Annotated in this window: 18 protein-coding genes; 12 read left to right on the top strand and 6 right to left on the bottom strand. The window is 62.1% G+C overall.

Annotated features, from left to right (window positions below; all coding sequences use genetic code 11):
* The first annotated feature begins 1 nt into the window (after position 1).
* Complete coding sequence (locus tag E8E75_RS08140; RefSeq protein ID WP_120651650.1) at positions 2 to 739, top strand: S-methyl-5'-thioinosine phosphorylase; 738 nt, start codon at positions 2 to 4, stop codon at positions 737 to 739.
* Between the two features lie 55 nt (positions 740 to 794).
* Here E8E75_RS08140 and E8E75_RS08135 read toward each other — a convergent pair whose 3' ends face one another.
* The 3 genes from E8E75_RS08135 to mfd are packed head-to-tail and all read right to left on the bottom strand — an operon-like array spanning position 795 to position 7,429.
* Entirely contained in the window at positions 795 to 3,425 is a 2,631-nt protein-coding gene (locus tag E8E75_RS08135) for a DEAD/DEAH box helicase (protein WP_178123552.1), read from the bottom strand.
* Between the two features lie 6 nt (positions 3,426 to 3,431).
* The gene (locus tag E8E75_RS08130) at positions 3,432 to 3,953 is read right to left on the bottom strand and encodes a CsiV family protein (protein ID WP_120651649.1); all 522 of its coding nucleotides are present in this window, start codon (positions 3,951 to 3,953) and stop codon (positions 3,432 to 3,434) included.
* 35 nt (positions 3,954 to 3,988) lie between these two features.
* The gene (gene mfd, locus E8E75_RS08125; protein ID WP_280358489.1) at positions 3,989 to 7,429 is read right to left on the bottom strand and encodes a transcription-repair coupling factor; all 3,441 of its coding nucleotides are present in this window, start codon (positions 7,427 to 7,429) and stop codon (positions 3,989 to 3,991) included.
* Positions 7,430 to 7,564: 135 nt separating this feature from the next.
* Between mfd and E8E75_RS08120 the strand changes: the two genes are divergently transcribed.
* The 11 genes from E8E75_RS08120 to sthA all read left to right on the top strand — a co-directional run bounded on the left by E8E75_RS08120 (position 7,565) and on the right by sthA (position 19,467).
* On the top strand, positions 7,565 to 9,031 hold the full coding sequence (locus tag E8E75_RS08120) for a glyceraldehyde-3-phosphate dehydrogenase (protein WP_153921204.1): 1,467 nt from the start codon (positions 7,565 to 7,567) through the stop codon (positions 9,029 to 9,031).
* Positions 9,032 to 9,124: 93 nt separating this feature from the next.
* On the top strand, positions 9,125 to 10,522 hold the full coding sequence (locus tag E8E75_RS08115; RefSeq protein WP_120651647.1) for an amino acid permease: 1,398 nt from the start codon (positions 9,125 to 9,127) through the stop codon (positions 10,520 to 10,522).
* Between the two features lie 323 nt (positions 10,523 to 10,845).
* Positions 10,846 to 12,183 carry a Na(+)-translocating NADH-quinone reductase subunit A gene (locus tag E8E75_RS08110; protein ID WP_153921101.1) on the top strand — a complete coding sequence of 446 codons (1,338 nt, stop codon included), beginning with the start codon at positions 10,846 to 10,848 and terminating at the stop codon, positions 12,181 to 12,183.
* Between the two features lies 1 nt (position 12,184).
* Positions 12,185 to 13,396, top strand: coding sequence for an NADH:ubiquinone reductase (Na(+)-transporting) subunit B (locus tag E8E75_RS08105; RefSeq protein ID WP_120651645.1), 1,212 nt, complete (start codon positions 12,185 to 12,187; stop codon positions 13,394 to 13,396).
* The gene (locus tag E8E75_RS08100) at positions 13,389 to 14,177 is read left to right on the top strand and encodes a Na(+)-translocating NADH-quinone reductase subunit C (protein ID WP_120651644.1); all 789 of its coding nucleotides are present in this window, start codon (positions 13,389 to 13,391) and stop codon (positions 14,175 to 14,177) included. The genes E8E75_RS08105 and E8E75_RS08100 overlap by 8 nt, the downstream gene beginning before the upstream one ends.
* Positions 14,174 to 14,848, top strand: coding sequence for an NADH:ubiquinone reductase (Na(+)-transporting) subunit D (locus E8E75_RS08095; protein WP_174235579.1), 675 nt, complete (start codon positions 14,174 to 14,176; stop codon positions 14,846 to 14,848). Before E8E75_RS08100 ends, E8E75_RS08095 begins: the two co-directional genes overlap by 4 nt.
* The gene (gene nqrE, locus E8E75_RS08090; protein ID WP_069083249.1) at positions 14,848 to 15,456 is read left to right on the top strand and encodes an NADH:ubiquinone reductase (Na(+)-transporting) subunit E; all 609 of its coding nucleotides are present in this window, start codon (positions 14,848 to 14,850) and stop codon (positions 15,454 to 15,456) included. The genes E8E75_RS08095 and nqrE overlap by 1 nt, the downstream gene beginning before the upstream one ends.
* Positions 15,457 to 15,465: 9 nt before the next feature.
* Positions 15,466 to 16,692, top strand: a complete 1,227-nt coding sequence (nqrF, locus tag E8E75_RS08085) for an NADH:ubiquinone reductase (Na(+)-transporting) subunit F (protein ID WP_153921106.1) — start codon at positions 15,466 to 15,468, stop codon at positions 16,690 to 16,692.
* Complete coding sequence (locus E8E75_RS08080; protein WP_256673203.1) at positions 16,676 to 17,692, top strand: FAD:protein FMN transferase; 1,017 nt, start codon at positions 16,676 to 16,678, stop codon at positions 17,690 to 17,692. The genes nqrF and E8E75_RS08080 overlap by 17 nt, the downstream gene beginning before the upstream one ends.
* 2 nt (positions 17,693 to 17,694) lie before the next feature.
* Entirely contained in the window at positions 17,695 to 17,922 is a 228-nt protein-coding gene (gene nqrM, locus E8E75_RS08075) for a (Na+)-NQR maturation NqrM (RefSeq protein WP_120651641.1), read from the top strand.
* A 150-nt stretch (positions 17,923 to 18,072) separates the two neighbouring features.
* Positions 18,073 to 19,467, top strand: coding sequence for a Si-specific NAD(P)(+) transhydrogenase (gene sthA, locus E8E75_RS08070; protein WP_120651640.1), 1,395 nt, complete (start codon positions 18,073 to 18,075; stop codon positions 19,465 to 19,467).
* A 328-nt stretch (positions 19,468 to 19,795) separates the two neighbouring features.
* On the opposite strand, the gene E8E75_RS08065 is transcribed toward sthA, so the two are convergent.
* From E8E75_RS08065 to E8E75_RS08055, 3 genes are read right to left on the bottom strand one after another with little or no spacing between them, the layout of a single operon-like run.
* Positions 19,796 to 20,518: a glycerophosphodiester phosphodiesterase gene (locus E8E75_RS08065; RefSeq protein ID WP_120651639.1), complete on the bottom strand. Its 723-nt coding sequence runs from the start codon at positions 20,516 to 20,518 to the stop codon at positions 19,796 to 19,798.
* A gap of 2 nt (positions 20,519 to 20,520) precedes the next feature.
* Positions 20,521 to 20,811: a phosphodiesterase gene (locus E8E75_RS08060; RefSeq protein WP_153921108.1), complete on the bottom strand. Its 291-nt coding sequence runs from the start codon at positions 20,809 to 20,811 to the stop codon at positions 20,521 to 20,523.
* A 9-nt stretch (positions 20,812 to 20,820) separates the two neighbouring features.
* Positions 20,821 to 21,405, bottom strand: coding sequence for a PilZ domain-containing protein (locus E8E75_RS08055; RefSeq protein ID WP_153921110.1), 585 nt, complete (start codon positions 21,403 to 21,405; stop codon positions 20,821 to 20,823).
* Positions 21,406 to 21,468 lie beyond the last annotated feature (63 nt).

The raw sequence follows: 21,468 nt of genomic DNA, 5'->3' as shown, positions 1-21,468 counted from the left end.
CATGACCGTCTACGCCATCATTGGTGGTACAGGCCTGACCCAGCTCGAAGGCCTGAGCATGAAAGCGCTGCTGCATCCTGACACGCCTTACGGTGCACCCTCGGCCGGTATCGTTCGTGGTGAGTACGCCGGGCACGATGTGTTGTTCCTCGCTCGCCATGGCCACCCGCATCGCATTCCGCCGCACCAGGTGAACTACCGGGCGAACCTCTGGGCCCTCAAGCATGCGGGCGCCCAGGCGGTGATCGCGGTGAACGCGGTGGGCGGCATTCATCCGGCCATGGGCAGCGGCCACCTTGTGGTGCCGCATCAGGTGATCGACTACACCCACGGTCGCGTCGGTACTTTTTTCGAGGGTGACCTGGACCACGTCACCCATATCGATTTCAGCCACCCGTATGACGAAGTGCTACGCGGCCAGTTGCTTTCCGCACTGAATGCCTGCGATTTCCCGCATAGCGATTTCGGCGTCTACGGCTGCACCCAGGGGCCACGCTTGGAGACCGTTGCCGAAATCACCCGCCTTGAGCGCGATGGCTGCGACATTGTCGGCATGACCGGCATGCCCGAAGCTGCGCTGGCTCGTGAGTTGAACCTGCCCTATGCGTGCCTGTCTCTGGTGGTCAATCCGGCTGCCGGAAAGTCCGAAGGCATTATCACCATGGCCGAGATCGAAGCCGCTCTGGCCGCGGGTATCGGCAAGGTTCGCAGCGTCCTGGCCCACGTGCTGAAAGCCTGACGTGTCCTGTCCCGCAGCAGGCATCTCGGTGTGATGCCTGCTGCGGTGCTCCGGTTCAGACAATTCGGGGCAGGGGGGCGAAGAGGGCGTCGATGTCCTCTTCCGCCAATCGCCAGCCTTCCTTCTCGCGGCCGTCGAGAATCTCTCTTGCGAGCGCTGCCTTCTGCGCTTGCAGTTGCTGGATCTTCTCCTCCACGGTCCCGCGCGAAATCATCCGATAGACAAACACCGGCTTGTCCTGGCCAATGCGATAGGCGCGGTCTGTCGCCTGGCGCTCCACCGCCGGGTTCCACCACGGATCGTAGTGGATAACCGTGTCGGCGGCAGTGAGGTTAAGGCCAGTTCCGCCAGCTTTCAGACTGATCAGGAACAGCGGCACTTCACCGTTCTGGAAGCGTTGTACGGGCGTCCGGCGATCACGGGTGTCGCCGGTGATCTGCACATACTCGATCGCGCGTTTGCGCAACTCATCCTCGATCAGCGACAGCATGCTGGTGAACTGCGAGAACAGCAGCACCTTGCGGCCTTCGGCGATCAGTTCTTCGAGCATTTCCATCAGGCTATCCAGCTTGCCCGAGCTGCTGCCTCGCGAGCGAGTGCCACTTTCCTCAATCAGTCGCGCGTCGCAGCACACCTGGCGCAGCTTCAGCAGGGCCTCGAGGATAACGATCTGGCTGCGGGCCAGGCCCTTGCGGTCGATCTCGTCGCGGACCTTGTGATCCATGGCCAGGCGCACTGTTTCATAGAGGTCGCGTTGGCGGTCGCTGAGTTCGACCCACTGGGTGATCTCGCTCTTGGCCGGCAGTTCGGTGGCCACGGCTTCCTTGCTGCGGCGCAACAGGAAAGGCTTGAGGCGGGCATTGAGGTGTGCCAGACGGGTGGCGTCGCCGTGTTTCTCGATGGGCGTCCGGTAGTTGCGTAGGAAGCCCTGGCTGTCGCCCAGCCAGCCGGGCATCAGGAAGTTGAACAGCGACCAGAGTTCGCCCAGGTGATTTTCCAGTGGCGTGCCGGTAAGGCACAGGCGCTGGTGGGCTTGCAGTTGGCGTGCCGCTTGGGCTGCTTTGCTGGCGTGGTTCTTGATGTACTGCGCTTCGTCGAGGATCAGGGCGTGCAACTGCAGTTCAGCGAACTGTTCCAGATCCCGCGGGAGAAGGGCGTAAGTGGTCAGCAACAAGTCATGCTCGGCCATCCGCGCGAAGGCTTTCTTTCGACTGGGGCCATGCAAGGCGAGGACGCGCAGGTCCGGCGCAAAGCGTGCAGCCTCGTCCAGCCAGTTGGGGATCAGGCTGGTGGGCATTACCACCAGGGCCGGGCGGTCGAGGCGGCCGGCTTCCTTTTCCAACAGAAGATGGGCGAGGGTCTGCAGAGTCTTGCCCAGACCCATGTCGTCACCGAGGATGCCGCCGGCTCCGACTTCTCGCAGGGTTTGCAGCCAGGCCAGACCTTCGAGTTGGTAGTGGCGCAGTTCGGCATTCAGGCCCTTTGGCGGGCTGCAGGCGGCCTTGCTGCTGTCGCGTAGTTTGCGCGCCAGATCTCGAAGTTCTTCACCGCCCTGCCAGTGCAGGTCCAGCCCTTCGAGCTGGCTCAGGCGCGCAGCGTCGGGGCGTGCCAGGCGCAGGGTCTGGGACGGGTCCTGGTCGCGTTGGTAGAGCTCGCCCAGCGTTGTCAGAACGGGCTTTAGTCGAGAGAAAGGCAGCATAACCTGCAAGGGGCGCCCGTCCGCCGCGCGGGTGGCATCCAGTTGCAGGCGCAGTTGTTCGTCGTCCTTTCGGCGCTGCAGGTTCTGCGGGTCGAGCAGCTCGGGATTGCGCTGGATCAGGCGCAACAGTACCGGAAGCAGGCTGATTCTGCGGCCTTCGACGACAATGCCCAGTTCCAGGTCGAACCATTCACGGCCGGGCGCTTCTTCCACTTCGGCGTACCAGCCCTCGACCTGGGACAGGTCGAACTGGAAGCCGGGACGAATATCGATATGCCAGCCCTGCTCGCGAAGAGCCGGCAATTGCTCGCGCATGAAATGCAGCCATTGCTCATCGCTGGGTAGCTCGAACATCTCGGCGCTGTTGGCGGGCAGCGCCAGGCTCTGCCGCAGGGCTTCCTTGAAACCGTGCTGGCGTAGAACATCCCGCAAGGCCTGCTCGGCTTTCGGGTGGCGTGAGATGGAAAGGCGTTCGCCATTGGTGCGGTGATGCAAGCGCTCCGGTTTCGCCGTCTTGCCATGGGTGTGGGCGCCGCCGTAATCGAACACCAGTCCGGCGCGGTGCTGCTGGCTGCCGACCATGCGCCCGCTGCGCAGGTCGTACTGGCTCTGCGCATGGCTCCCGAGGATCAGGTGCGGAACGGGTTGGAGGTCATCGATCAGGCGTTCGCTGGGCGGAGTATTGGCTTGCCAGCCGGACGCGGGCTGGGTGAGCAGATGGCTTATGGCGGCAACGCAGTGCTTGCAGTTGAAGCCCACTGGACAGCTGCAACGGCCGACGATGCCCAGTCCCTGGGGGGCTAGGCGGATCAGTTGGGTATAGAAGTGACCTTCGGACCCTTCGCAGCTGGTTTCGATGGCCTTGTCGCTGAGGCTGAGCAGACGGATGCGGTTTTCCGTTGCGTATCTGAGGCCACGGGAAAGAGCGCCTGGATCGAAATCCAGGCGCCAGTCCAGTTGCCTCAGTTGGTCGAGCAGGGCACTCATGGCGCCTTAGAGGGGGCTGATGCGGATCAGGATGCCCAGGTTGCCGTGGTCGAGGTAGGTGAGCTCACCATTCTTCAGGCGGGTGCCCTGGCGCAGGCGCTCGCTGCTGCTGATGAGGCCGCTACTGTCGAACTGGTTGATCCAGAAGTCGGCCTGAGCATCGACGCTGCGATCGAGGGTTAGGGCCAGCGTGCCTTCGACTGGGAAATGCCCCAGCTGTTGCTCGCCGGAAGTGACCGAGACCTTGTTCTCCATGGCCGACAGGTTCTGTGACCATGCCTTGTGCAGCAGGACCTCGTAGCCAGCGTTGGGGTTCAGCTTGGCTGCTTCACCATCCAGTGCGGTGCCGCGCTCGCTGCCGGCGATGGACTGGCTGCCTGTCGCCCAATCGTCCGGAGCCGACTGGCTGGCGGGGATGGGGTCGCCGGCCTGGCGGAAGATGATCATCTCCACCGAATAGAGGCCGTCAGCGAAGGCTGCCGGGGCCAGAAGGGCGAGCAGCAGGGCGAAGTTACGGATGGCACGCATGGGTTGTTCCTTATAGGGGGCAATCATTCCGCAGACTACTGCGGGGTCAGGCGTTCGAACAGGGCTTCAAGGGTGTTGAAGCGTTCTTCCGGGCGCTCCATTGGCACCTGGAACTTGAACAGGGTGGCGCCTTCGAACTTGTAGCGCTTGGGTTGGCCCTGGATCAGCTTGATCAGCACCAGCGGGTCGACGCTGGTGGTGGCGTCGAACTCGATGCGGCCACCTTGCGGGCCTGCATCGACTTTCTTGATGCCGAGCTTTTCCGCCTGCAGCTTGAGTAGGGTCAGGCGCACCAGGTGCTTGGTCGGTTCAGGCAGCAGGCCGAAGCGGTCGATCATCTCCACCTGCAACTCCTTCAGGCCATCTTCGTCGGCCGCCGAGGCGATGCGCTTGTAGAGAATCAGACGAGCATGCACGTCCGGCAGGTAATCCTCGGGGATAAGCGCCGGCACGCGCAGGTTGATTTCCGGTCCGCCGCCCAGAGGTTGCTCCAGGTTCGGCTGCTCACCCTTGCGGATCGCCTTCACCGCACGTTCGAGCATTTCCATGTAGAGGGTGAAACCGACCGCCTGGATCTGTCCGCTCTGGCCATCGCCAAGGAGTTCGCCGGCGCCACGGATTTCCAGGTCGTGAGTCGCGAGGACGAAACCGGCACCCAGGTCCTGGGCGTTCGAGATGGCCTCCAGGCGCTTCTCGGCGTCCGGCGTCATCTGCTTGCGCGGCGGCGTCAGCAGGTAGGCGTATGCCTGGTGGTGGCTACGGCCGACCCGCCCGCGCAGCTGGTGCAGCTGGGCCAGGCCGAACTTGTCGGCGCGCTCGATGACGATGGTATTGGCACTGGGTACGTCGATACCGGTTTCGATGATGGTGGAGGCCACCAGTACGTTGAAACGCTTGTGGTAGAAGTCGCTCATCACCTGCTCGAGCTCGCGCTCGCGCATCTGGCCGTGACCGACTGCAATGCGAGCCTCCGGTACCAGTTCAGCCAGCTCGGCGGCGCATTTTTCGATGGTCGCCACCTCGTTGTGCAGATAGTAGACCTGACCACCGCGTAGCAGCTCGCGAAGCAGGGCTTCCTTGATGGCGGTGTTCTGTCGCTCCATGACGAAGGTGCGTACCGACAGGCGGCGTGCCGGCGGCGTGGCGATGATCGACAGGTCGCGCATGCCCGCGACAGCCATGTTCAGGGTACGCGGGATGGGCGTGGCGGTGAGGGTGAGAATGTCGACTTCGCTACGCAGGGACTTCAGCTGTTCCTTCTGGCGCACGCCGAAGCGGTGTTCCTCGTCGATGATCGCCAGGCCCAGGTTCTTGAAGCGCACATCGTCCTGCAGCAGCTTGTGGGTGCCGATGATGATGTCGATCTTGCCTTCGGCCAGCTGCTGCGCCGCGCCTTCCACTTCCTTGGCGGACTTGAAGCGGCTCATCACTTCCACGGTCACCGGCCAGTCGGCGAAGCGGTCGCGGAAGCTGTTGTAGTGCTGCTGGGCGAGAAGGGTAGTGGGCACCAGCACCGCAACCTGCTTGCCGCTGTGGACGGCGACGAAGGCCGCGCGCATGGCCACTTCGGTCTTGCCGAAGCCGACGTCGCCGCAAACCAGGCGGTCCATGGGCTTGGGAGCCAGCATGTCGGCCAGCACGGCCTCGATGGCGGACTGCTGGTCCGGGGTTTCTTCGAAGGGGAAGCCGGCGGAGAAGGTGGCGTAGTCCACCGTCGGGTCCTTGAACGCATAGCCTTCGCGGGCGGCGCGACGTGCGTAGATGTCCAGCAGTTCGGCGGCAACGTCGCGCACCTGCTCGGCGGCCTTGCGCTTGGCCTTCTGCCAGGCTTCGGAGCCTAGTCTGTGCAGGGGCGCAAGGGCATCGTCGCTGCCGGTGTAGCGGGCGATCAGGTGCAGGCTGGCGACCGGGACGTAGAGCTTGGCTTCCTCGGCGTATTGCAGGGCGAGGAACTCGGCAACCTGGCCGTCGATCTCGAGGGTGATCAGCCCCAGGTAGCGGCCCACGCCGTGATCGATATGCACGACGGGAGCGCCTTCGCGCAGCTCGGCCAGGTTCTTGATCACGTTGTCGCCGGCATCGCCGCGACGTTCGCGACGGCGGCGCTGCATCACGCGCTGGCCAAACAGCGGGCTCTCGGCGATCAGTGCAAGGCCCGGGTCGTCCAGCAGCAGACCTTCATCCAGTGGTGCGATGGTGATGGCCAAGCGCTCGGAGCTGGCGACGAATTCCGGCCACCCCTCGACTTCCAGCGGGCGCAGTTTCAGGCGTGCGAGCATCTCCAGCAGTACTTCGCGGCGACCAGCAGATTCAGCACTGAACAGCACTCTGCCGGGGAATTCGTCGATGAAGCGGCGCAAGGCTGCCAGGGGTTCGGTGGCCTTGGCCTGGATCGCCAGGTCGGGCAAGGCGCGAGCGGAGAAGCGCTCGCGGCCGACGCCGGGCTCGACGTCCTCCTGGCTCAGGATCAGGCGGGGCGAACCCTTCAGGCGGGCGAAGCAGTCTTCCACCGGCAGAAACACTTCGGCGGGCGGTACCAGAGGGCGTTCCGGGTCGACACGGCGTTCTTCGTAGCGGTTGCGTACGTCGCTCCAGAACTGCTCGGCCGCCTGCTCGATACCTGGCAGGGAGAACACCTGAGTGTCCGCTGGCAGGTAATCGAAGAGGGTTGCGGTCTCTTCGAAAAACAGCGGCAGGTAGTACTCGATCCCCGCGGGGGTAATACCGCTGGCCAGATCCTGATAGATCGGGCAACGGCGGAAGTCGACGTCGAAACGCTCGCGGAAGCGGCCGCGGAAGTCAGTGACCGCCTTCTTGTCCAGCGGGAACTCGCGCGCCGGCAGTAGGCGGATGGACTCCACCTTGTCCACCGAACGCTGGGTTTCCGGATCGAAAGTGCGCAGGGTTTCGATCTCGTCATCGAACAGGTCGATCCGGTAGGGCAGGTCGCTGCCCATGGGGAACAGGTCGATCAGCGCGCCACGCACGGCGAACTCGCCATGCTCGTAGACTGTGTCCACGCAGCGATAGCCGGCCGCTTCCAGGCGCAGGCGCATCTGTTCCACATCCAGTTTCTGGCCGACATCCAGTACCAGGCTGGAGCCGAGCAGGAAACGAGTTGGCGCCAGGCGGTGCAGGGCCGTGGTGATGGGGACCACCAGTACGCCGCGCTTGACCCCGGGCAGCCGATAAAGCGTATCGACACGCTGGGAAATGATGTCCTGGTGCGGCGAGAAAAGGTCGTAGGGCAGCGTTTCCCAATCGGGGAAATGCAGGACATCGAGGTCCGGGGCGAAAAAACCCAGTTCCTGCTCAAGTCGCTCGGCCGTTTGGCTGTCAGCGGTCAGCAGCAGGGTGAATCGCTTACCGGCGCTGGCGGCTTCGGCGATGGCCAGGCTCAGTGCGGCACCGGGCAGATTGCCCCAGTGCTGCTTGCCAGCGGCGGAGGGGAGGGGCGGGAGGCGCAATACGGACACGGGCAAGAGGCTCCGGTCGGAAAAAGATCGGCGGATTGTAACTATCCCGACTAGCGGATGTCAGTGTTGGGGCCGCTGCTGATTGCCGGCGCCTGCGTGCGCCGTCATAATGTAGCCCCTTTTTTCATCCCCTACATGTGGAAGGTACTGCCCGTGACTCAGAAGCCCGACCAGTGTCTCGGTGAATGGATCGATCGTGAAGCCCTCGCGGAAGCCATGATTCCGATGATTGGCCAGCTGTATCGCAACAACAATGTTGTGACTTCGATCTATGGCCGTGGCCTGATCAACCGCTCCGTGATTGCCATTCTCAAGGCTCACCGCTTTGCCCGTCACCGCCTGGCGGGGGAAGCTGAGCTGTCGGTTCACGAAACCTTCCCGATCCTCAAGGCCATGAGCGAGCTCAAGCTGGGCAGCGCTTCCGTGGACCTGGGCAAGATGGTTGCCAAGTTCAAGGCTGAAGGCAAAGGCCGCAGTATCGAGCAGTTCACCAAGGACGAGCTGGCCGATGTGGTTGGCAAGCAGAATGGCGGCGCCCGCGAAGGCACCGACGTTGTCCTGTACGGCTTCGGCCGCATTGGTCGCCTGCTGGCCCGCATCCTGATCGAGAAGACCGGTGGTGGCGACGGCCTGCGCCTGCGCGCCATCGTTGTCCGCAAGGGCGCCGAGAACGACCTGGTAAAGCGTGCCAGCCTGCTGCGCCGCGACTCCGTGCATGGCCCGTTCGACGGCACCATCACCATCGATGAGGCCAACAACACCATCACCGCCAACGGCAACCTGATCCAGGTGATCTACTCCAACGACCCGGCGTCGATCGACTACACCCAGTACGGCATCAAGAACGCCCTGCTGGTCGACAACACCGGCAAGTGGCGCGACGCCGAAGGCCTGGGCCAGCACCTGAAGTGCCCCGGCGTCGACCGCGTGATCCTGACCGCTCCGGGCAAGGGTGCGCTGAAGAACATCGTCCACGGCATCAACCATGGCGACATCACCGCTGACGACAAGATCGTTTCGGCCGCTTCCTGCACCACCAACGCCATCGTGCCGGTGCTGAAGGCAGTGAACGACCAGTACGGCATCGTCAACGGCCACGTCGAAACCGTTCACTCGTTCACCAACGACCAGAACCTGATCGACAACTTCCACAAGGGCAGCCGTCGTGGCCGTGCCGCGCCGCTGAACATGGTGATCACCGAGACCGGCGCCGCTACCGCTGCCGCCAAGGCTCTGCCGGTTCTGAAGGGCAAGCTGACCGGTAACGCGATCCGCGTCCCGACGCCGAACGTCTCCATGGCCATCCTGAACCTGAACCTGGAAAAGGCCACCAACCGCGAAGAGATCAACGAGTACCTGCGCCAGATGGCCATGCACTCTGACCTGCAGAAGCAGATCGACTTCGTCGCTTCCCAGGAAGTGGTCTCCACCGACTTCGTCGGCTCCCGCCACGCCGGTGTGGTAGACGCCGAGGCCACCATCTGCAATGACAACCGCGTTGTCCTGTACGTCTGGTACGACAACGAATTCGGTTACAGCTGCCAGGTGGTTCGCGTGATGGAAGACATGGCCGGAGTCAACCCGCCGTCTTTCCCGCGCTAAGCGTTTGAAAATGAAAAACGGGAGCTCTCGGGCTCCCGTTTTTCATTATTGGGTCTGTAATCGGATAACAAGAATCGCTTGGGGATTACCCAGATGGAAGGACATCACCTTCACCAAGGGCCGCTCAAAAGGGGCCTGAAAAACCGCCACATCCAGCTTATCGCGCTGGGCGGAGCTATCGGAACCGGCCTGTTCCTGGGGTCGGCCGGGGTGCTCAAGTCGGCGGGGCCGTCGATGATTCTCGGCTATGCCATTGCCGGATTCTTCGCTTTCCTGATCATGCGCCAGCTGGGCGAGATGATCGTCGAGGAGCCGGTTGCGGGTTCCTTCAGTCACTTCGCCCACAAGTACTGGGGGGGGTACGCGGGGTTTCTCGCCGGCTGGAACTACTGGGTGCTCTATGTCCTGGTGGGCATGGCCGAACTAACGGCGGTGGGCAAGTACATCCAGTTCTGGTGGCCGGAAGTACCGACCTGGGTGTCGGCCGCGGTGTTCTTCGTACTGATCAACCTGATCAACCTCGCCAACGTGAAGGTATTCGGCGAGGCGGAGTTCTGGTTCGCCCTGATCAAGGTGGTGGCCATCATCGGCATGATCATCCTGGGTATCTACCTGCTGGTCAGCGGAGAAGGCGGGCCCCAGGCCGCGGTGGACAATCTCTGGAGCCATGGCGGTTTCTTCCCCAACGGAATCGAAGGTCTGGTGATGGTGTTGGCCATCATCATGTTCTCCTTTGGTGGCCTGGAGCTGGTGGGTATTACCGCCGCCGAGGCCAGCGAGCCGAAGAAGGTGATTCCCAAGGCCATCAATCAGGTGATCTATCGCATCCTGATCTTCTACATCGGCGCGCTCAGCGTGCTGTTGATGCTCTATCCGTGGGACAAGCTGCTGGAAACCCTGGGCGCCGCTGGCGATCCGTATAGCGGTAGCCCCTTCGTGCAGATCTTCTCGTTGATCGGCAGCGATACTGCAGCACACATCCTCAACTTCGTGGTACTGACCGCTGCGCTCTCGGTCTATAACAGTGGCGTCTACTGCAACAGCCGGATGCTCTACGGCCTGGCGGAGCAAGGCGATGCGCCCAAGGCGCTGATGAAGGTGGACGACCGTGGGGTGCCGGTGCTGGCCATCGGGGTTTCCGCCTTGATCACGCTTCTTTGTGTGGTGGTCAACTACCTGGCGCCGCAAAAGGCGCTGGAGCTGCTGATGGCTCTGGTAGTGGCGGCGCTGGTGATCAACTGGGCGATGATCAGCCTGTCGCACCTGAAGTTCCGCAAGTCTCTGCAGTCGCAGGGTATTCAGCCGTTCTTCAAGGCACTCTGGTATCCGGTAGGCAACTACATGTGCCTGGCCTTCGTGGCGCTGATCCTCGGTGTGATGCTGATGATTCCGGGTATCAATGTCTCGGTCTACGCTATTCCGTTCTGGCTGGCGCTGATCGGCGTTTGCTACTACTTCAAGCGCACCGCCGAGCGTGCTGTCGCCCACTGATGCGGAATGCGGAACGAAGAACGGGAGCCAACGGCTCCCGTTTTTCATTGTATCCACGCGCCGATGGGGGGCGTGCGTTACGGCAATGTCCAGTGCGAATGAGATGACCCACGATTCAGTAGTGGACGACCTGTTGCTCGTTGTTTCCTAAGTCTATGAAATGAAAGGGCTCAAGTGGCGACGGTAGGGCTGGCTCTCTATAATCCGCTGCTTAATCGTTCGGGATGTAGTGCGTCCGTACCTGCTCAGGCAGGTGCGACGGTGTTCTATCGGGCTATCGAGCCAAGGCATTTCGAGCAGAATTCCTGTTTCAGGCGAAACCTATGATCAGAATCAAGCGAGGGCTGGACCTGCCAGTGGCGGGTGAGCCGGCTCAACGAATCGAGGCTGGGCGCCCGGTTCGGAGCGTTGCCGTCATCGGCTTCGATTACCACGGCATGAAGCCGACCATGGATGTTCAGGTGGGGGACCGGGTCAAGCTCGGCCAGCCGCTGTTCTCCGACAAGAAAACACCCGGCGTGACCTATACCGCGCCAGGTGCCGGCCTAGTGAGCGCCATCCACCGTGGCGAACAGCGCGTGCTGCAATCGGTGGTGATCGATCTCGACGGCGATGACGAGGTTTGTTTCGAGCATTATTCCGCCGAAAGGCTCGACCAGCTCGACCCACAGCAAGTGCGTCATAACCTGGTTACCTCCGGTCTCTGGACCGCCTTTCGTACTCGGCCCTTCAGCCGCGTGCCAGCTATCGATGCCACGCCCAGTTCCATCTTCGTCACCGCCATGGATACCCATCCCTTGGCCGCCGATCCTGCTGTCGTGATCGCCGGGCATGCCGCGGACTTCGAGCACGGCCTGAAAGTCCTCTCCAGGTTGGCCCGCATCTTTCTCTGCAAGGCAGAAGGCGCTGCACTGCCGGGTGAAGGCCTGGCCAAGGTTCATCGTGAGTCGTTTGCCGGCCCGCACCCCGCCGGGCTGCCAGGAACCCATATCCACTTCCTCGATCCGGTCAGTGTGAGCAAGAGCGTCTGGCACATCGGTTATCAGGACGTGATTGCCATCGGCAAACTGTTCACCACCGGCCGCCTCTGGGTTGAACGCGTGATTTCGCTCGCCGGCCCTGTGGTGGAGAAACCGCGTCTGGTGCGAACACGTCTGGGGGCCAGCCTGGATGAGCTCACCGCTGGCGAGCTGCAATCCGGTGCTAACCGCGTGGTTTCCGGCTCCCTGCTGGGTGGCCGCACATCCCGTGGTGCTTGCGCCTATCTCGGTCGTTACCACTTGCAAGTTTCCTGTCTGCGCGAAGGTAACGACCGCGAGCTATTGCACTACCTGCGTGCCGGGATGAACAAGCATTCGGTGCTGAACATCTTCGTTTCCAGACTGCTGGGCAGTCGCAAGTTCGCATTCAGCACCTCTACCAACGGCAGTCCGCGCGCCATGGTGCCGGTGGGCAACTACGAGGCGGTGATGCCCCTGGACATCCTGCCCACGCAGCTTCTGCGCTACCTGATCGTCGGTGACACCGAAATGGCGCAGAAACTCGGTTGCCTGGAGTTGGATGAAGAAGACCTGGCCCTATGCAGCTACGTCTGCGCCGGCAAGTATGAATACGGCCCCATCCTGCGGGACAACCTCAGCCGTATTGAGAAGGAGGGCTGACATGGGCCTGCGTAAATTCCTCGATCGGATCGAGCACAACTTTGAGCAGGGTGGTCGCTATGAAAAGTGGTACGCACTGTACGAGGCGGTAGACACCTTCTTCTATCGCCCCGCCAATGTGACCCGAACCACCGCCCATGTGCGCGACGGCATCGACCTGAAACGCATGATGATCACCGTCTGGCTCTGCACCTTCCCGGCGATGTTCTTCGGCATGTGGAACGTCGGCTACCAGGCCAACCTGGTGTTCGCGCAAAGCCCAGACCTACTGGCGGCCCAGGAGGGCTTGCGCTTCGCGTTGATCGGAGCCCTGGCCGGGTTCGACCCGAACAGCCTGTGGGACAACTTCGTCCAGGGGGCCGCCTGGTTCCTGCCCATCTACGCCGTGACCTTCATTGTCGGCGGCTTCTGGGAAGTCCTGTTCGCCTCGATCCGTCGCCATGAGGTGAACGAAGGTTTCTTCGTCACCTCCGTGCTCTTTGCCCTGACCCTGCCGCCAAGCATTCCACTTTGGCAGGTCGCGCTGGGTATCAGCTTCGGCGTCGTGCTGGGCAAGGAGGTCTTCGGCGGTACCGGAAAGAACTTCCTAAACCCGGCTCTGGCAGGCCGCGCCTTCCTGTTCTTCGCCTACCCGGCACAGATTTCCGGTGACGCGGTCTGGACCGCTGTGGACGGATTCGCCGGCGCCACTTCGCTGAGCCTCGGTGCCGCGGGCGGCGTCGACAATATCGTCGGCCATGGCATCAGCTGGATGGACGCCTTCCTCGGCACCATCCAGGGCTCCATCGGTGAAACCAGCACCCTGGCCATCCTGATCGGTGGCGGCGTGTTGCTGGTGACCCGCATCGCGGCCTGGCGAATCGTTGCTGGTGTGATGCTGGGCATGATCGCCACCAGTTGGCTGTTCAACGCCATCGGCTCGGACACCAATCCAATGTTCGCCATGCCCTGGTACTGGCATCTGGTTCTGGGTGGATTCGCCTTCGGCATGATGTTCATGGCCACCGACCCGGTGTCTGCCTCCATGACCAACACCGGCAAATGGCTGTTCGGTGCACTGATCGGCCTGATGGTGGTGCTGATCCGTGTGGTCAACCCGGCCTTCCCGGAGGGCATGATGCTGGCGATTCTCTTCGCCAACCTGTTCGCGCCCCTGATCGACCACTTCGTGGTCCAGGCCAATATCAAGCGGAGGCTGGCACGCAATGGCTAACCAGAAGGAATCCACTGTCCGCACCCTGATGGTGGCCCTGGTGGTCTGCCTGGTGTGTTCCGTGTTCGTGGCAGGTGGCGCCATCGCGCTTAAGCCCATCCAGGTGGAAAACCGCGAGTTGGACAAACAGCGCAGCATTCTGACCATCGCGGGTCTGGCGCAGCCGGGCATGTCTGCCGATGAGGTCAAGAAGCTCTACGCCGAGCGCATCTCCGCCAAGGTTGTTGACTTGAACAGTGGTGACTATGCCGCCGATATCCAGGCCGCCGGGTTCGACCCGCTGAAGGCCGCCAAGGATCCGAAGCTGTCCGATGCGCTGTCGGCTGAGCAGGACACCGCCTCTATCAAGCGTCGCGAGCGTTTCTCCACCGTTTACCTGGTGGAGCAGGATGGCAAGTTGCAGACCCTGATCCTGCCCGTGCGTGGCTACGGCCTCTGGTCGACCCTGTACGGCTTCCTGGCGCTCAAGGGTGACCTCGATACCGTGGTCGGCCTGGGTTTCTACCAGCATGGCGAGACCCCGGGTCTGGGTGGCGAAGTGGACAACCCGAAATGGAAGGCGCTGTGGAACGGCAAGAGCCTGTTCGACGAACAGGGCCAACTGGCTGTCCAGATCATCAAGGGCAGTGTCGACGCGCAGTCGCCGAACGCCCGACATCAGGTCGACGGCCTGGCCGGCGCCACGCTGACCAGCAAGGGCGTCAACAATCTGCTGCATTTCTGGCTTGGCAAGAACGGCTTTGGTCCGTTCCTGGCCAGGCTGAGCGACGGGGAGGCATGAGCATGGCGCAACCCACTATCCGGTCGGTCCTGCTGGACCCGATCCTGCACAACAACCCCATCGGCTTGCAGATACTGGGGATCTGCTCGGCGCTGGCGGTCACTTCCAACCTGAAGACCGCGCTGGTGATGTCCATCGCCCTGACCCTGGTGACCGGCTTCTCCAACCTGTTCATCTCGATGATCCGCAGCCAGATCCCCAGCTCGATCCGCATGATCGTGCAGATGGTGATCATCGCCTCGCTGGTGATCGTGGTCGACCAGGTGCTCAAGGCCTACGCCTTCAGCCTCTCCAAGCAGCTGTCGGTGTTCGTCGGCCTGATCATCACCAACTGCATCGTGATGGGCCGCGCGGAAGCGTTTGCCATGGCCAATCCGCCACTGCTGTCCTTCTTCGATGGCATTGGCAACGGCCTGGGCTACAGCGCCATGCTGATCGTCCTCGGTGTCATTCGCGAATTGCTTGGCGCCGGCAAGCTGCTGGGCTACGAGGTCCTGCCGGTGATCAACGACGGTGGTTGGTACCAGCCCAATGGCCTGCTGCTGTTGCCACCCTCAGCCTTCTTCCTGATCGGCTTGATCATCTGGGCGCTGCGTAGCTGGAAGACCGAGCAGAAGGAGGCTCCGTCCTACAGGATCGCGCCCCAGGTATCCAACAAGGAGGCCTACTGATGGAGCACTACCTCAGCCTGTTCGTGAAGGCCGTGTTCGTCGAGAACATGGCGCTGGCCTTCTTCCTTGGCATGTGCACTTTCATCGCCATTTCGAAGAAAGTGGAAACCGCTATTGGCCTGGGTATCGCGGTGATCGTGGTGCAGGCCATCACCGTGCCGGCCAACAACCTGCTTTACAGTCTGCTGCTCAAGGATGGTGCCCTGGCCTGGGCAGGTCTACCGGACGTGGACCTGTCATTCCTTGGCCTGCTCAGCTACATCGGCGTGATCGCCGCCATCGTGCAGATCCTCGAGATGCTGCTCGACAAATATGTGCCCTCGCTCTACAACGCCCTCGGTGTGTTCCTGCCGCTGATCACGGTGAACTGCGCCATCATGGCCGGCTCGCTGTTCATGGTGGAGCGTGATTACAACCTGGGCGAGAGCGTGGTCTACGGCGTCGGCTCCGGCTTCTCCTGGGCCTTGGCTATCGCCTTGCTGGCGGGTATCCGCGAGAAGCTGAAATACAGTGATGTCCCCGAGGGCCTGCAGGGCCTCGGCATCACCTTCATCACCATCGGCCTGATGTCGCTCGGCTTCATGTCGTTTTCCGGTGTGCAGCTCTAAGGAACGGACATGCTGAGTTTCGAAATCTTCCTCGCCATCGGCATGTTCACCGCCATCGTCCTCGGGCTGGTGGTGATCATCCTGGCGGCCCGCGCCAAGCTGGTGTCCAGCGGCGACGTGAATATCGTGATCAACGGCGAGCGGACCATCACTGTGCCCGCCGGCGGCAAGCTGCTGCAGACCCTGGCATCCCATAACATCTTTTTGTCTTCCGCGTGTGGCGGCGGCGGTACTTGTGCCCAGTGCAAGTGCGTCGTCGAGAGCGGCGGTGGGGAAATGCTGCCCACCGAGGAGTCCCACTTCACCCGCCGCCAAGCAAAGGAAGGCTGGCGCCTGTCCTGCCAGACCCCGGTGAAACAGGACATGCATATCGAGGTGCCGGAAGAAGTCTTCGGTGTGAAGAAGTGGGAGTGCACGGTGGAGTCCAACCCCAACGTGGCTACCTTCATCAAGGAGCTGACGCTGCGCCTGCCGGAAGGCGAGAGCGTGGACTTCCGCGCTGGTGGTTACGTACAGCTGGAATGCCCGCCACACCAGGTGGCCTACAAGGACTTCGATATTCAGCCCGAATACCGGGGCGACTGGGACAAGTTCAACCAGTGGAAGTACGTATCCAGAGTCGAGGAGACGGTGATCCGCGCCTACTCCATGGCCAACTACCCGGATGAGAAGGGCATCGTCAAATTCAACATCCGTATCGCCTCGCCCCCGCCAGGCAAGGATCACTTGCCGCCTGGGCAGATGTCTTCCTGGGTCTTCAGTCTCAAGCCAGGCGACAAGGTTACCGTTTATGGCCCCTTCGGCGAGTTCTTCGCCAAGGACAGCGAAGCGGAAATGGTCTTCATCGGTGGTGGTGCGGGCATGGCGCCCATGCGCTCGCACATTTTCGACCAGCTCAAACGCCTGGGTTCAAAGCGCAAGATCAGCTTCTGGTATGGCGCGCGTTCCCTGCGCGAAGCCTTCTATACCGAGGAATACGACCAATTGGCCGCCGAGAATCCGAACTTCCAGTGGCACCTGGCGCTGTCCGACCCGCAGCCGGAGGACAACTGGAGTGGGCTGAAGGGCTTCATCCACAACGTCCTTTATGAGAACTACCTCAAGGACCACCCGGCCCCCGAGGATTGCGAGTTCTACATGTGTGGCCCGCCGATGATGAACGCTGCGGTGATCAAGATGCTCACCGACCTCGGCGTGGAGCGGGACAATATCCTGCTGGATGATTTCGGTGGCTAGGCCGATCGCGCTGATGTTCTCGGCCAGTCTCCTGCTGGCCGGGTGTGGCGATAGCCTGGAGCAGTTCAGCGGCCCCACCATGGGCAGCAGCTACTCGGTGAAGTACGTGCGCAACGCTTCCGGCCCGTCGGTCGAGCGGGTCCGCCACGAGGTGGAAGGCATCCTGAAGGAAATCGACCTGCAGATGTCCACCTACCGCGCCGACTCCGAAGTGGAGCGTTTCAACGCCTTGCCGGCAGGCAGCTGCATGGCACTGCCTGCCCCGATGCTGGAGCTGGTGTCTTTCGCCGGCGACCTGTCAAAGGACAGCAATGGCGCCTTCGACATGACGGTGGAGCCGCTGCTCAACCTCTGGGGGTTCGGCCCTCAGTCACGTGGCGAGCAGGTACCCAGTGCCGTAGCCATTGCTGCCGCGAAGGCCAATGTCGGTCATCAGCACCTGTCGATTCGTGGTCAGGAGCTGTGCAAGGACGCACCGGTGCAACTTGACTTCAACAGCATCGCCGCTGGCTATGCGGTTGATCGCGTGGTGACACATTTGGGTGAGCTGGGTGTCGGCAGTGCGCTGGTGGAAATCACGGGCGAGTTGAAGGCCTTCGGCCGCAAACCCGATGGCTCGCCCTGGCGCATCGCCATCGAAGCACCGCGGGATGATCGGCAGGTAGCGCAGAAGATCATCCAGCTCGATGGGGTCGGCGTTTCCACCTCGGGCGACTATCGCAACTATTTTGAGAAGGGCGGCAAGCGTTACTCCCACACTCTGGATCCGGCAACGGGGTCGCCGATCAGCCACAACCTGGCGGCGGTAACCGTGGTGGATGAGTCGGCGCTGAGGGCGGACGGGTTGTCCACCTTGCTGCTGGTACTGGGGCCGAAGGCGGGGGAGGCCTATGCTGAACGCCATGGCATCGCCGCCTTCTTCGTGATCCGTGAAGGACAGGGCTTCGTCAGCCATGGCAGCAGCCGCTTCCGCGAGCTGCTCGAGCAAGAGGAGAAGTGAAGATGACCTTCGTGCTGGTGTTCCTGATCATGCTGCTGGTGGTGCTGGGCATGGCCGTCGGCGTGATCATGGGTCGCAAGCCCATCGCCGGTTCCTGTGGTGGAATCGCCAACCTGGGCATCGAGAAGGAGTGCTCGATCTGTGGCGGCAATCGCGAGAAATGTGAGGAAGTGCGCCGCGAGGGCGATGTAGTGGATTCAAACCTCGCCTACGACGCGACCAAGCGCTAATGTGCAGCGCCAGGCGCCTGGACTAAGCTGCACGCCAGTTCAGGGTCCCTTCCAGGATCGCCGAAACAGGTTCCGATATCCGCGGTGGCGACTGCCGCGGACCTTGCCGGGGGCGCCAAAGGGCGCCCCGGCCCGTTATGAGGAGTAAGCATGGCTGTCTACAACTACGACGTAGTGGTGCTGGGTTCGGGCCCGGCGGGGGAAGGCGCGGCGATGAACGCCGCCAAGGCAGGGCGCAAGGTGGCGGTGGTAGACAACCGCCCGCTGGTTGGCGGCAACTGCACCCACTTGGGCACGATTCCGTCCAAGGCACTACGTCATTCCGTTCGGCAGATCATGCAGTACAACACCAACCCGCTGTTCCGCCAGATTGGTGAGCCGCGCTGGTTCTCCTTCCCCGACGTGCTGAAGAGTGCCGAGCGGGTTATTTCCAAGCAGGTCGCCTCGCGCACCGGCTTCTATGCGCGCAACCGCGTCGACGTATTCTTCGGTACTGCCAGCTTCCATGACGAGCAGACCGTGGAAGTGGTCTGCGCCAGTGGTGTGGTGGAAAAGCTGGTGGCCAAGCAGGTCATCATCGCCACCGGCTCGCGCCCTTATCGTCCGGCGGATGTCGACTTCAACCACCCGCGCATCTACGACAGCGATACCATCCTCAGCCTGACCCACACGCCGCGTCGAATCATCATCTACGGAGCCGGCGTGATCGGTTCCGAGTACGCCTCGATCTTCAGCGGCCTGGGTGTGCTGGTGGACCTGATCGACAACCGCGACCAGTTGCTCAGCTTCCTTGACGACGAAATCTCCGACGCCCTCAGCTACCACCTGCGCAACAACAATGTGCTGATTCGCCACAATGAAGAGTACGAGCGCATCGAAGGATTGGAGAACGGGGTGATCCTGCACCTCAAGTCCGGCAAGAAGATCAAGGCCGACTGCCTGCTGTGGTGCAACGGTCGTACCGGCAACACCGACAAGCTGGGCCTGGAGAACATCGGGATCAAGGTCAATAGTCGTGGCCAGATCAACGTTGACCAGTACTACCGTACTGAAGTCAGCAACATCTTCGCTGCCGGTGATGTGATCGGCTGGCCAAGCCTGGCAAGTGCTGCCGCGGATCAGGGCCGCTCGGCCGCCGGCAGCGCCGTTGAAAATGACAGCTGGCGCTTCGTCGATGACGTACCGACCGGCATCTACACCATTCCGGAGATCAGCTCGATCGGCAAGAACGAGCGCGAACTCACCCAGGCGAAGATCCCCTACGAAGTGGGCAAGGCTTTCTTCAAGGGCATGGCGCGTGCGCAGATTTCCCACGAGCCGGTGGGCATGCTGAAAATCCTGTTCCACCGCGAGACCCTGGAAATCCTCGGCGTCCACTGCTTCGGCTACCAGGCCTCCGAGATCGTCCACATTGGCCAGGCGATCATGAACCAGAAGGGTGAAGCCAACTCCATCAAGTACTTCATCAACACTACCTTCAACTACCCGACCATGGCCGAAGCCTATCGGGTGGCTGCGTTCGACGGCCTTAACCGGCTTTTTTGAGCGGCACCGGCCGGGCGCCTGAGCCGGCCGGGGAGGACCCTCTCGGCGATACGCACCTATGGCGCTGGCCGAACCGGGAGAGCTTCTGATCAGGTGACGCCTAAACGAAAAAACCGGCCTTTATGGCCGGTTTTTTCATGGGGGACTGCCTGAGCTTGAAGAACCATTCAACCGTAGCACGCCTGCTGTAGGGTGCGCCATGCGCACCGGTTCGGCCTCAGTGGAGCGACAGTCGTGGTCCAGGTGCCGCTGGTGCGCGCGGCGTACCCGACAAACTTGTCGGCATAGTCATTTCAATCGCGAATGAACTCGCTGCAGCCGGGCGGCTTCAGCGTATCCCAATGGAGGTGCTTGCCAGGCCTGGGAAGTCGGTGATGATGCTGTCCACGCCGAAGTCGGCGAGGCGGCGCATCAGCGCTGGTTCGTTCACGGTCCAGACCGAAACGTGCAGACCTTCCTTCTGGGCTTTCAGCAGACGCTCCGGGGTACAAAGCGTCCAGTTCAGGGCCAGCAGGTTGCAGCCGTGGTGCTTGGCCACCTTCAGCGGGTCGAGCCAGGCGTACTCCGCCACGAGCCCGCGAGACAGCTTTGGCGTCAGTCGGTTGAGGGCGCGCAGAACCTCGCGGGAGCTGGAAGTGACCGTCACCTTGTCCACCAGTCCGTGACGCTCAGCCAGCTCCTGGATTGCCAGCACGGTCCGCGCGGCGCGAACCCGCGAAGCGCTCTTCACTTCCAGTTGCCAATGATCGAAATCACAGTGCTCGAACAGGCTCGCCAGGCGCGGGATGGGGCAGGGCTGGTGCCAGCCTGGTCCGCCCAGGCGGGCGTCATAACCTTCCAGCTCTTCGGCGTCATGCTCCGCCACTTTGCCCCGACGGCCGGTGGTGCGCTTCAGGCTGGGGTCGTGGATCACCATCAGCTCGCCGTCTCGGGACAGGTGCAGGTCCAGCTCGCAACGCTTCACGCCGTGTGACAGGCATTGCTTGAAGCTGGCCAGGGTGTTTTCCGGGCATTCGCCCTTTGCGCCTCGATGGCCGTAGATCAGGGTCACGTTTATTCCCTTGGTGCTCTGGGTTGATGGTGTCGAACGCTGTCGATGACTCGTCCGCTTTCGAAATAAACCGAGAACTCGCGGTAGTCCCAGCGACTGATCGGTGGCTTGCCTACTGCGGGGTGTTCTTCGTCAGGAAGGCCGAAGCGCTCCAGTACCGCCCTCTGGCTCTCACCGCGCACAGGCAGCGAGAGGCCCAGGTCGCCTTGCTCGCCGACAGGGATCTCGATGGTTTCCGCGCTAACGGGCAGTGCGAGGAGGAGGCAGGTCAGCAGCAGTCCGGTACGCTTCATGCGCGGGTCTCAGGTGGAAGGAGAGGAACGATCGCGGGCCTGGCGTCGCTGCTGGGCCTGTTTCTGAAGTATGTGGCGCGCCAGCAGCTGGCGCTGGGCGTCGGTAAGGTCATCGAACTCGGTGCCGATATCGAACTGGCCGTCATCGCGGGGCTGGTTGTGGATGACCGTGGCATTCAGCAAGAGGCCAAGGGCCTGGGGCATCAGCACCATCTTGATCGCCAGGTGGGTGCCGGTTTCGATGGGCTGGTCGCTGGTGAAGCCAAGGCCGCCTTCTGACAGGGTCACCTGGCGTGCTGGGCCGATGTCGCGCAACAGGCTCTGCGCAAGGGCCTGGCCAAGCAGGTCAATTCGCTTGTTGATGACCTTGAGGTAATTCGCCAGGGTTCGATCGCGCTCATGGATATGCCGCAGCAAGTGCTGCGATTCGAAGTCCATCAGATGCAATTCGCTAAGCAGTCCGAACAGTTGAGAGCCGCTGTCCGCGCCGCTTTCATCAGCTGTTTCGCCCTGTTTCAGCGGGCGAAATTCCAGTGCGATCGAATCTTCGATGCGGTAGTATTCGCGGCGGTCATCCGCGTCTCGTGTCGACATGGCGAACCCATGGCAGCGGTGGTGGTCGAAGAGCTGTTCCGTTTTGCAAGTCCGTTTGCGTCG

The sequence above is a fragment of the Pseudomonas sp. BN606 genome, assembly GCF_029873115.1.
Lineage (GTDB): Bacteria > Pseudomonadota > Gammaproteobacteria > Pseudomonadales > Pseudomonadaceae > Metapseudomonas.
The sequence above is the reverse complement of the archived record's forward strand: the minus strand, read 5'-3'. Positions and strand labels throughout refer to the sequence as shown.

Bases quoted from the DNA above. Each gene is read 5' to 3' on its own strand.
- E8E75_RS08130 (WP_120651649.1), bottom strand. From the start codon at position 3,953: ATGCGTGCCATCCGTAACTTCGCCCTGCTGCTCGCCCTTCTGGCCCCG.
- E8E75_RS08120 (WP_153921204.1), top strand. From the start codon at position 7,565: ATGTGGAAGGTACTGCCCGTGACTCAGAAGCCCGACCAGTGTCTCGGT.
- E8E75_RS08100 (WP_120651644.1), top strand. From the start codon at position 13,389: ATGGCTAACCAGAAGGAATCCACTGTCCGCACCCTGATGGTGGCCCTG.
- E8E75_RS08115 (WP_120651647.1), top strand. From the start codon at position 9,125: ATGGAAGGACATCACCTTCACCAAGGGCCGCTCAAAAGGGGCCTGAAA.
- E8E75_RS08080 (WP_256673203.1), top strand. From the start codon at position 16,676: ATGATTTCGGTGGCTAGGCCGATCGCGCTGATGTTCTCGGCCAGTCTC.
- nqrF (WP_153921106.1), top strand. From the start codon at position 15,466: ATGCTGAGTTTCGAAATCTTCCTCGCCATCGGCATGTTCACCGCCATC.
- E8E75_RS08105 (WP_120651645.1), top strand. From the start codon at position 12,185: ATGGGCCTGCGTAAATTCCTCGATCGGATCGAGCACAACTTTGAGCAG.
- nqrE (WP_069083249.1), top strand. From the start codon at position 14,848: ATGGAGCACTACCTCAGCCTGTTCGTGAAGGCCGTGTTCGTCGAGAAC.
- E8E75_RS08055 (WP_153921110.1), bottom strand. From the start codon at position 21,405: ATGTCGACACGAGACGCGGATGACCGCCGCGAATACTACCGCATCGAA.
- E8E75_RS08095 (WP_174235579.1), top strand. From the start codon at position 14,174: ATGAGCATGGCGCAACCCACTATCCGGTCGGTCCTGCTGGACCCGATC.
- E8E75_RS08060 (WP_153921108.1), bottom strand. From the start codon at position 20,811: ATGAAGCGTACCGGACTGCTGCTGACCTGCCTCCTCCTCGCACTGCCC.
- sthA (WP_120651640.1), top strand. From the start codon at position 18,073: ATGGCTGTCTACAACTACGACGTAGTGGTGCTGGGTTCGGGCCCGGCG.
- nqrM (WP_120651641.1), top strand. From the start codon at position 17,695: ATGACCTTCGTGCTGGTGTTCCTGATCATGCTGCTGGTGGTGCTGGGC.
- E8E75_RS08140 (WP_120651650.1), top strand. From the start codon at position 2: ATGACCGTCTACGCCATCATTGGTGGTACAGGCCTGACCCAGCTCGAA.
- E8E75_RS08110 (WP_153921101.1), top strand. From the start codon at position 10,846: ATGATCAGAATCAAGCGAGGGCTGGACCTGCCAGTGGCGGGTGAGCCG.
- E8E75_RS08135 (WP_178123552.1), bottom strand. From the start codon at position 3,425: ATGAGTGCCCTGCTCGACCAACTGAGGCAACTGGACTGGCGCCTGGAT.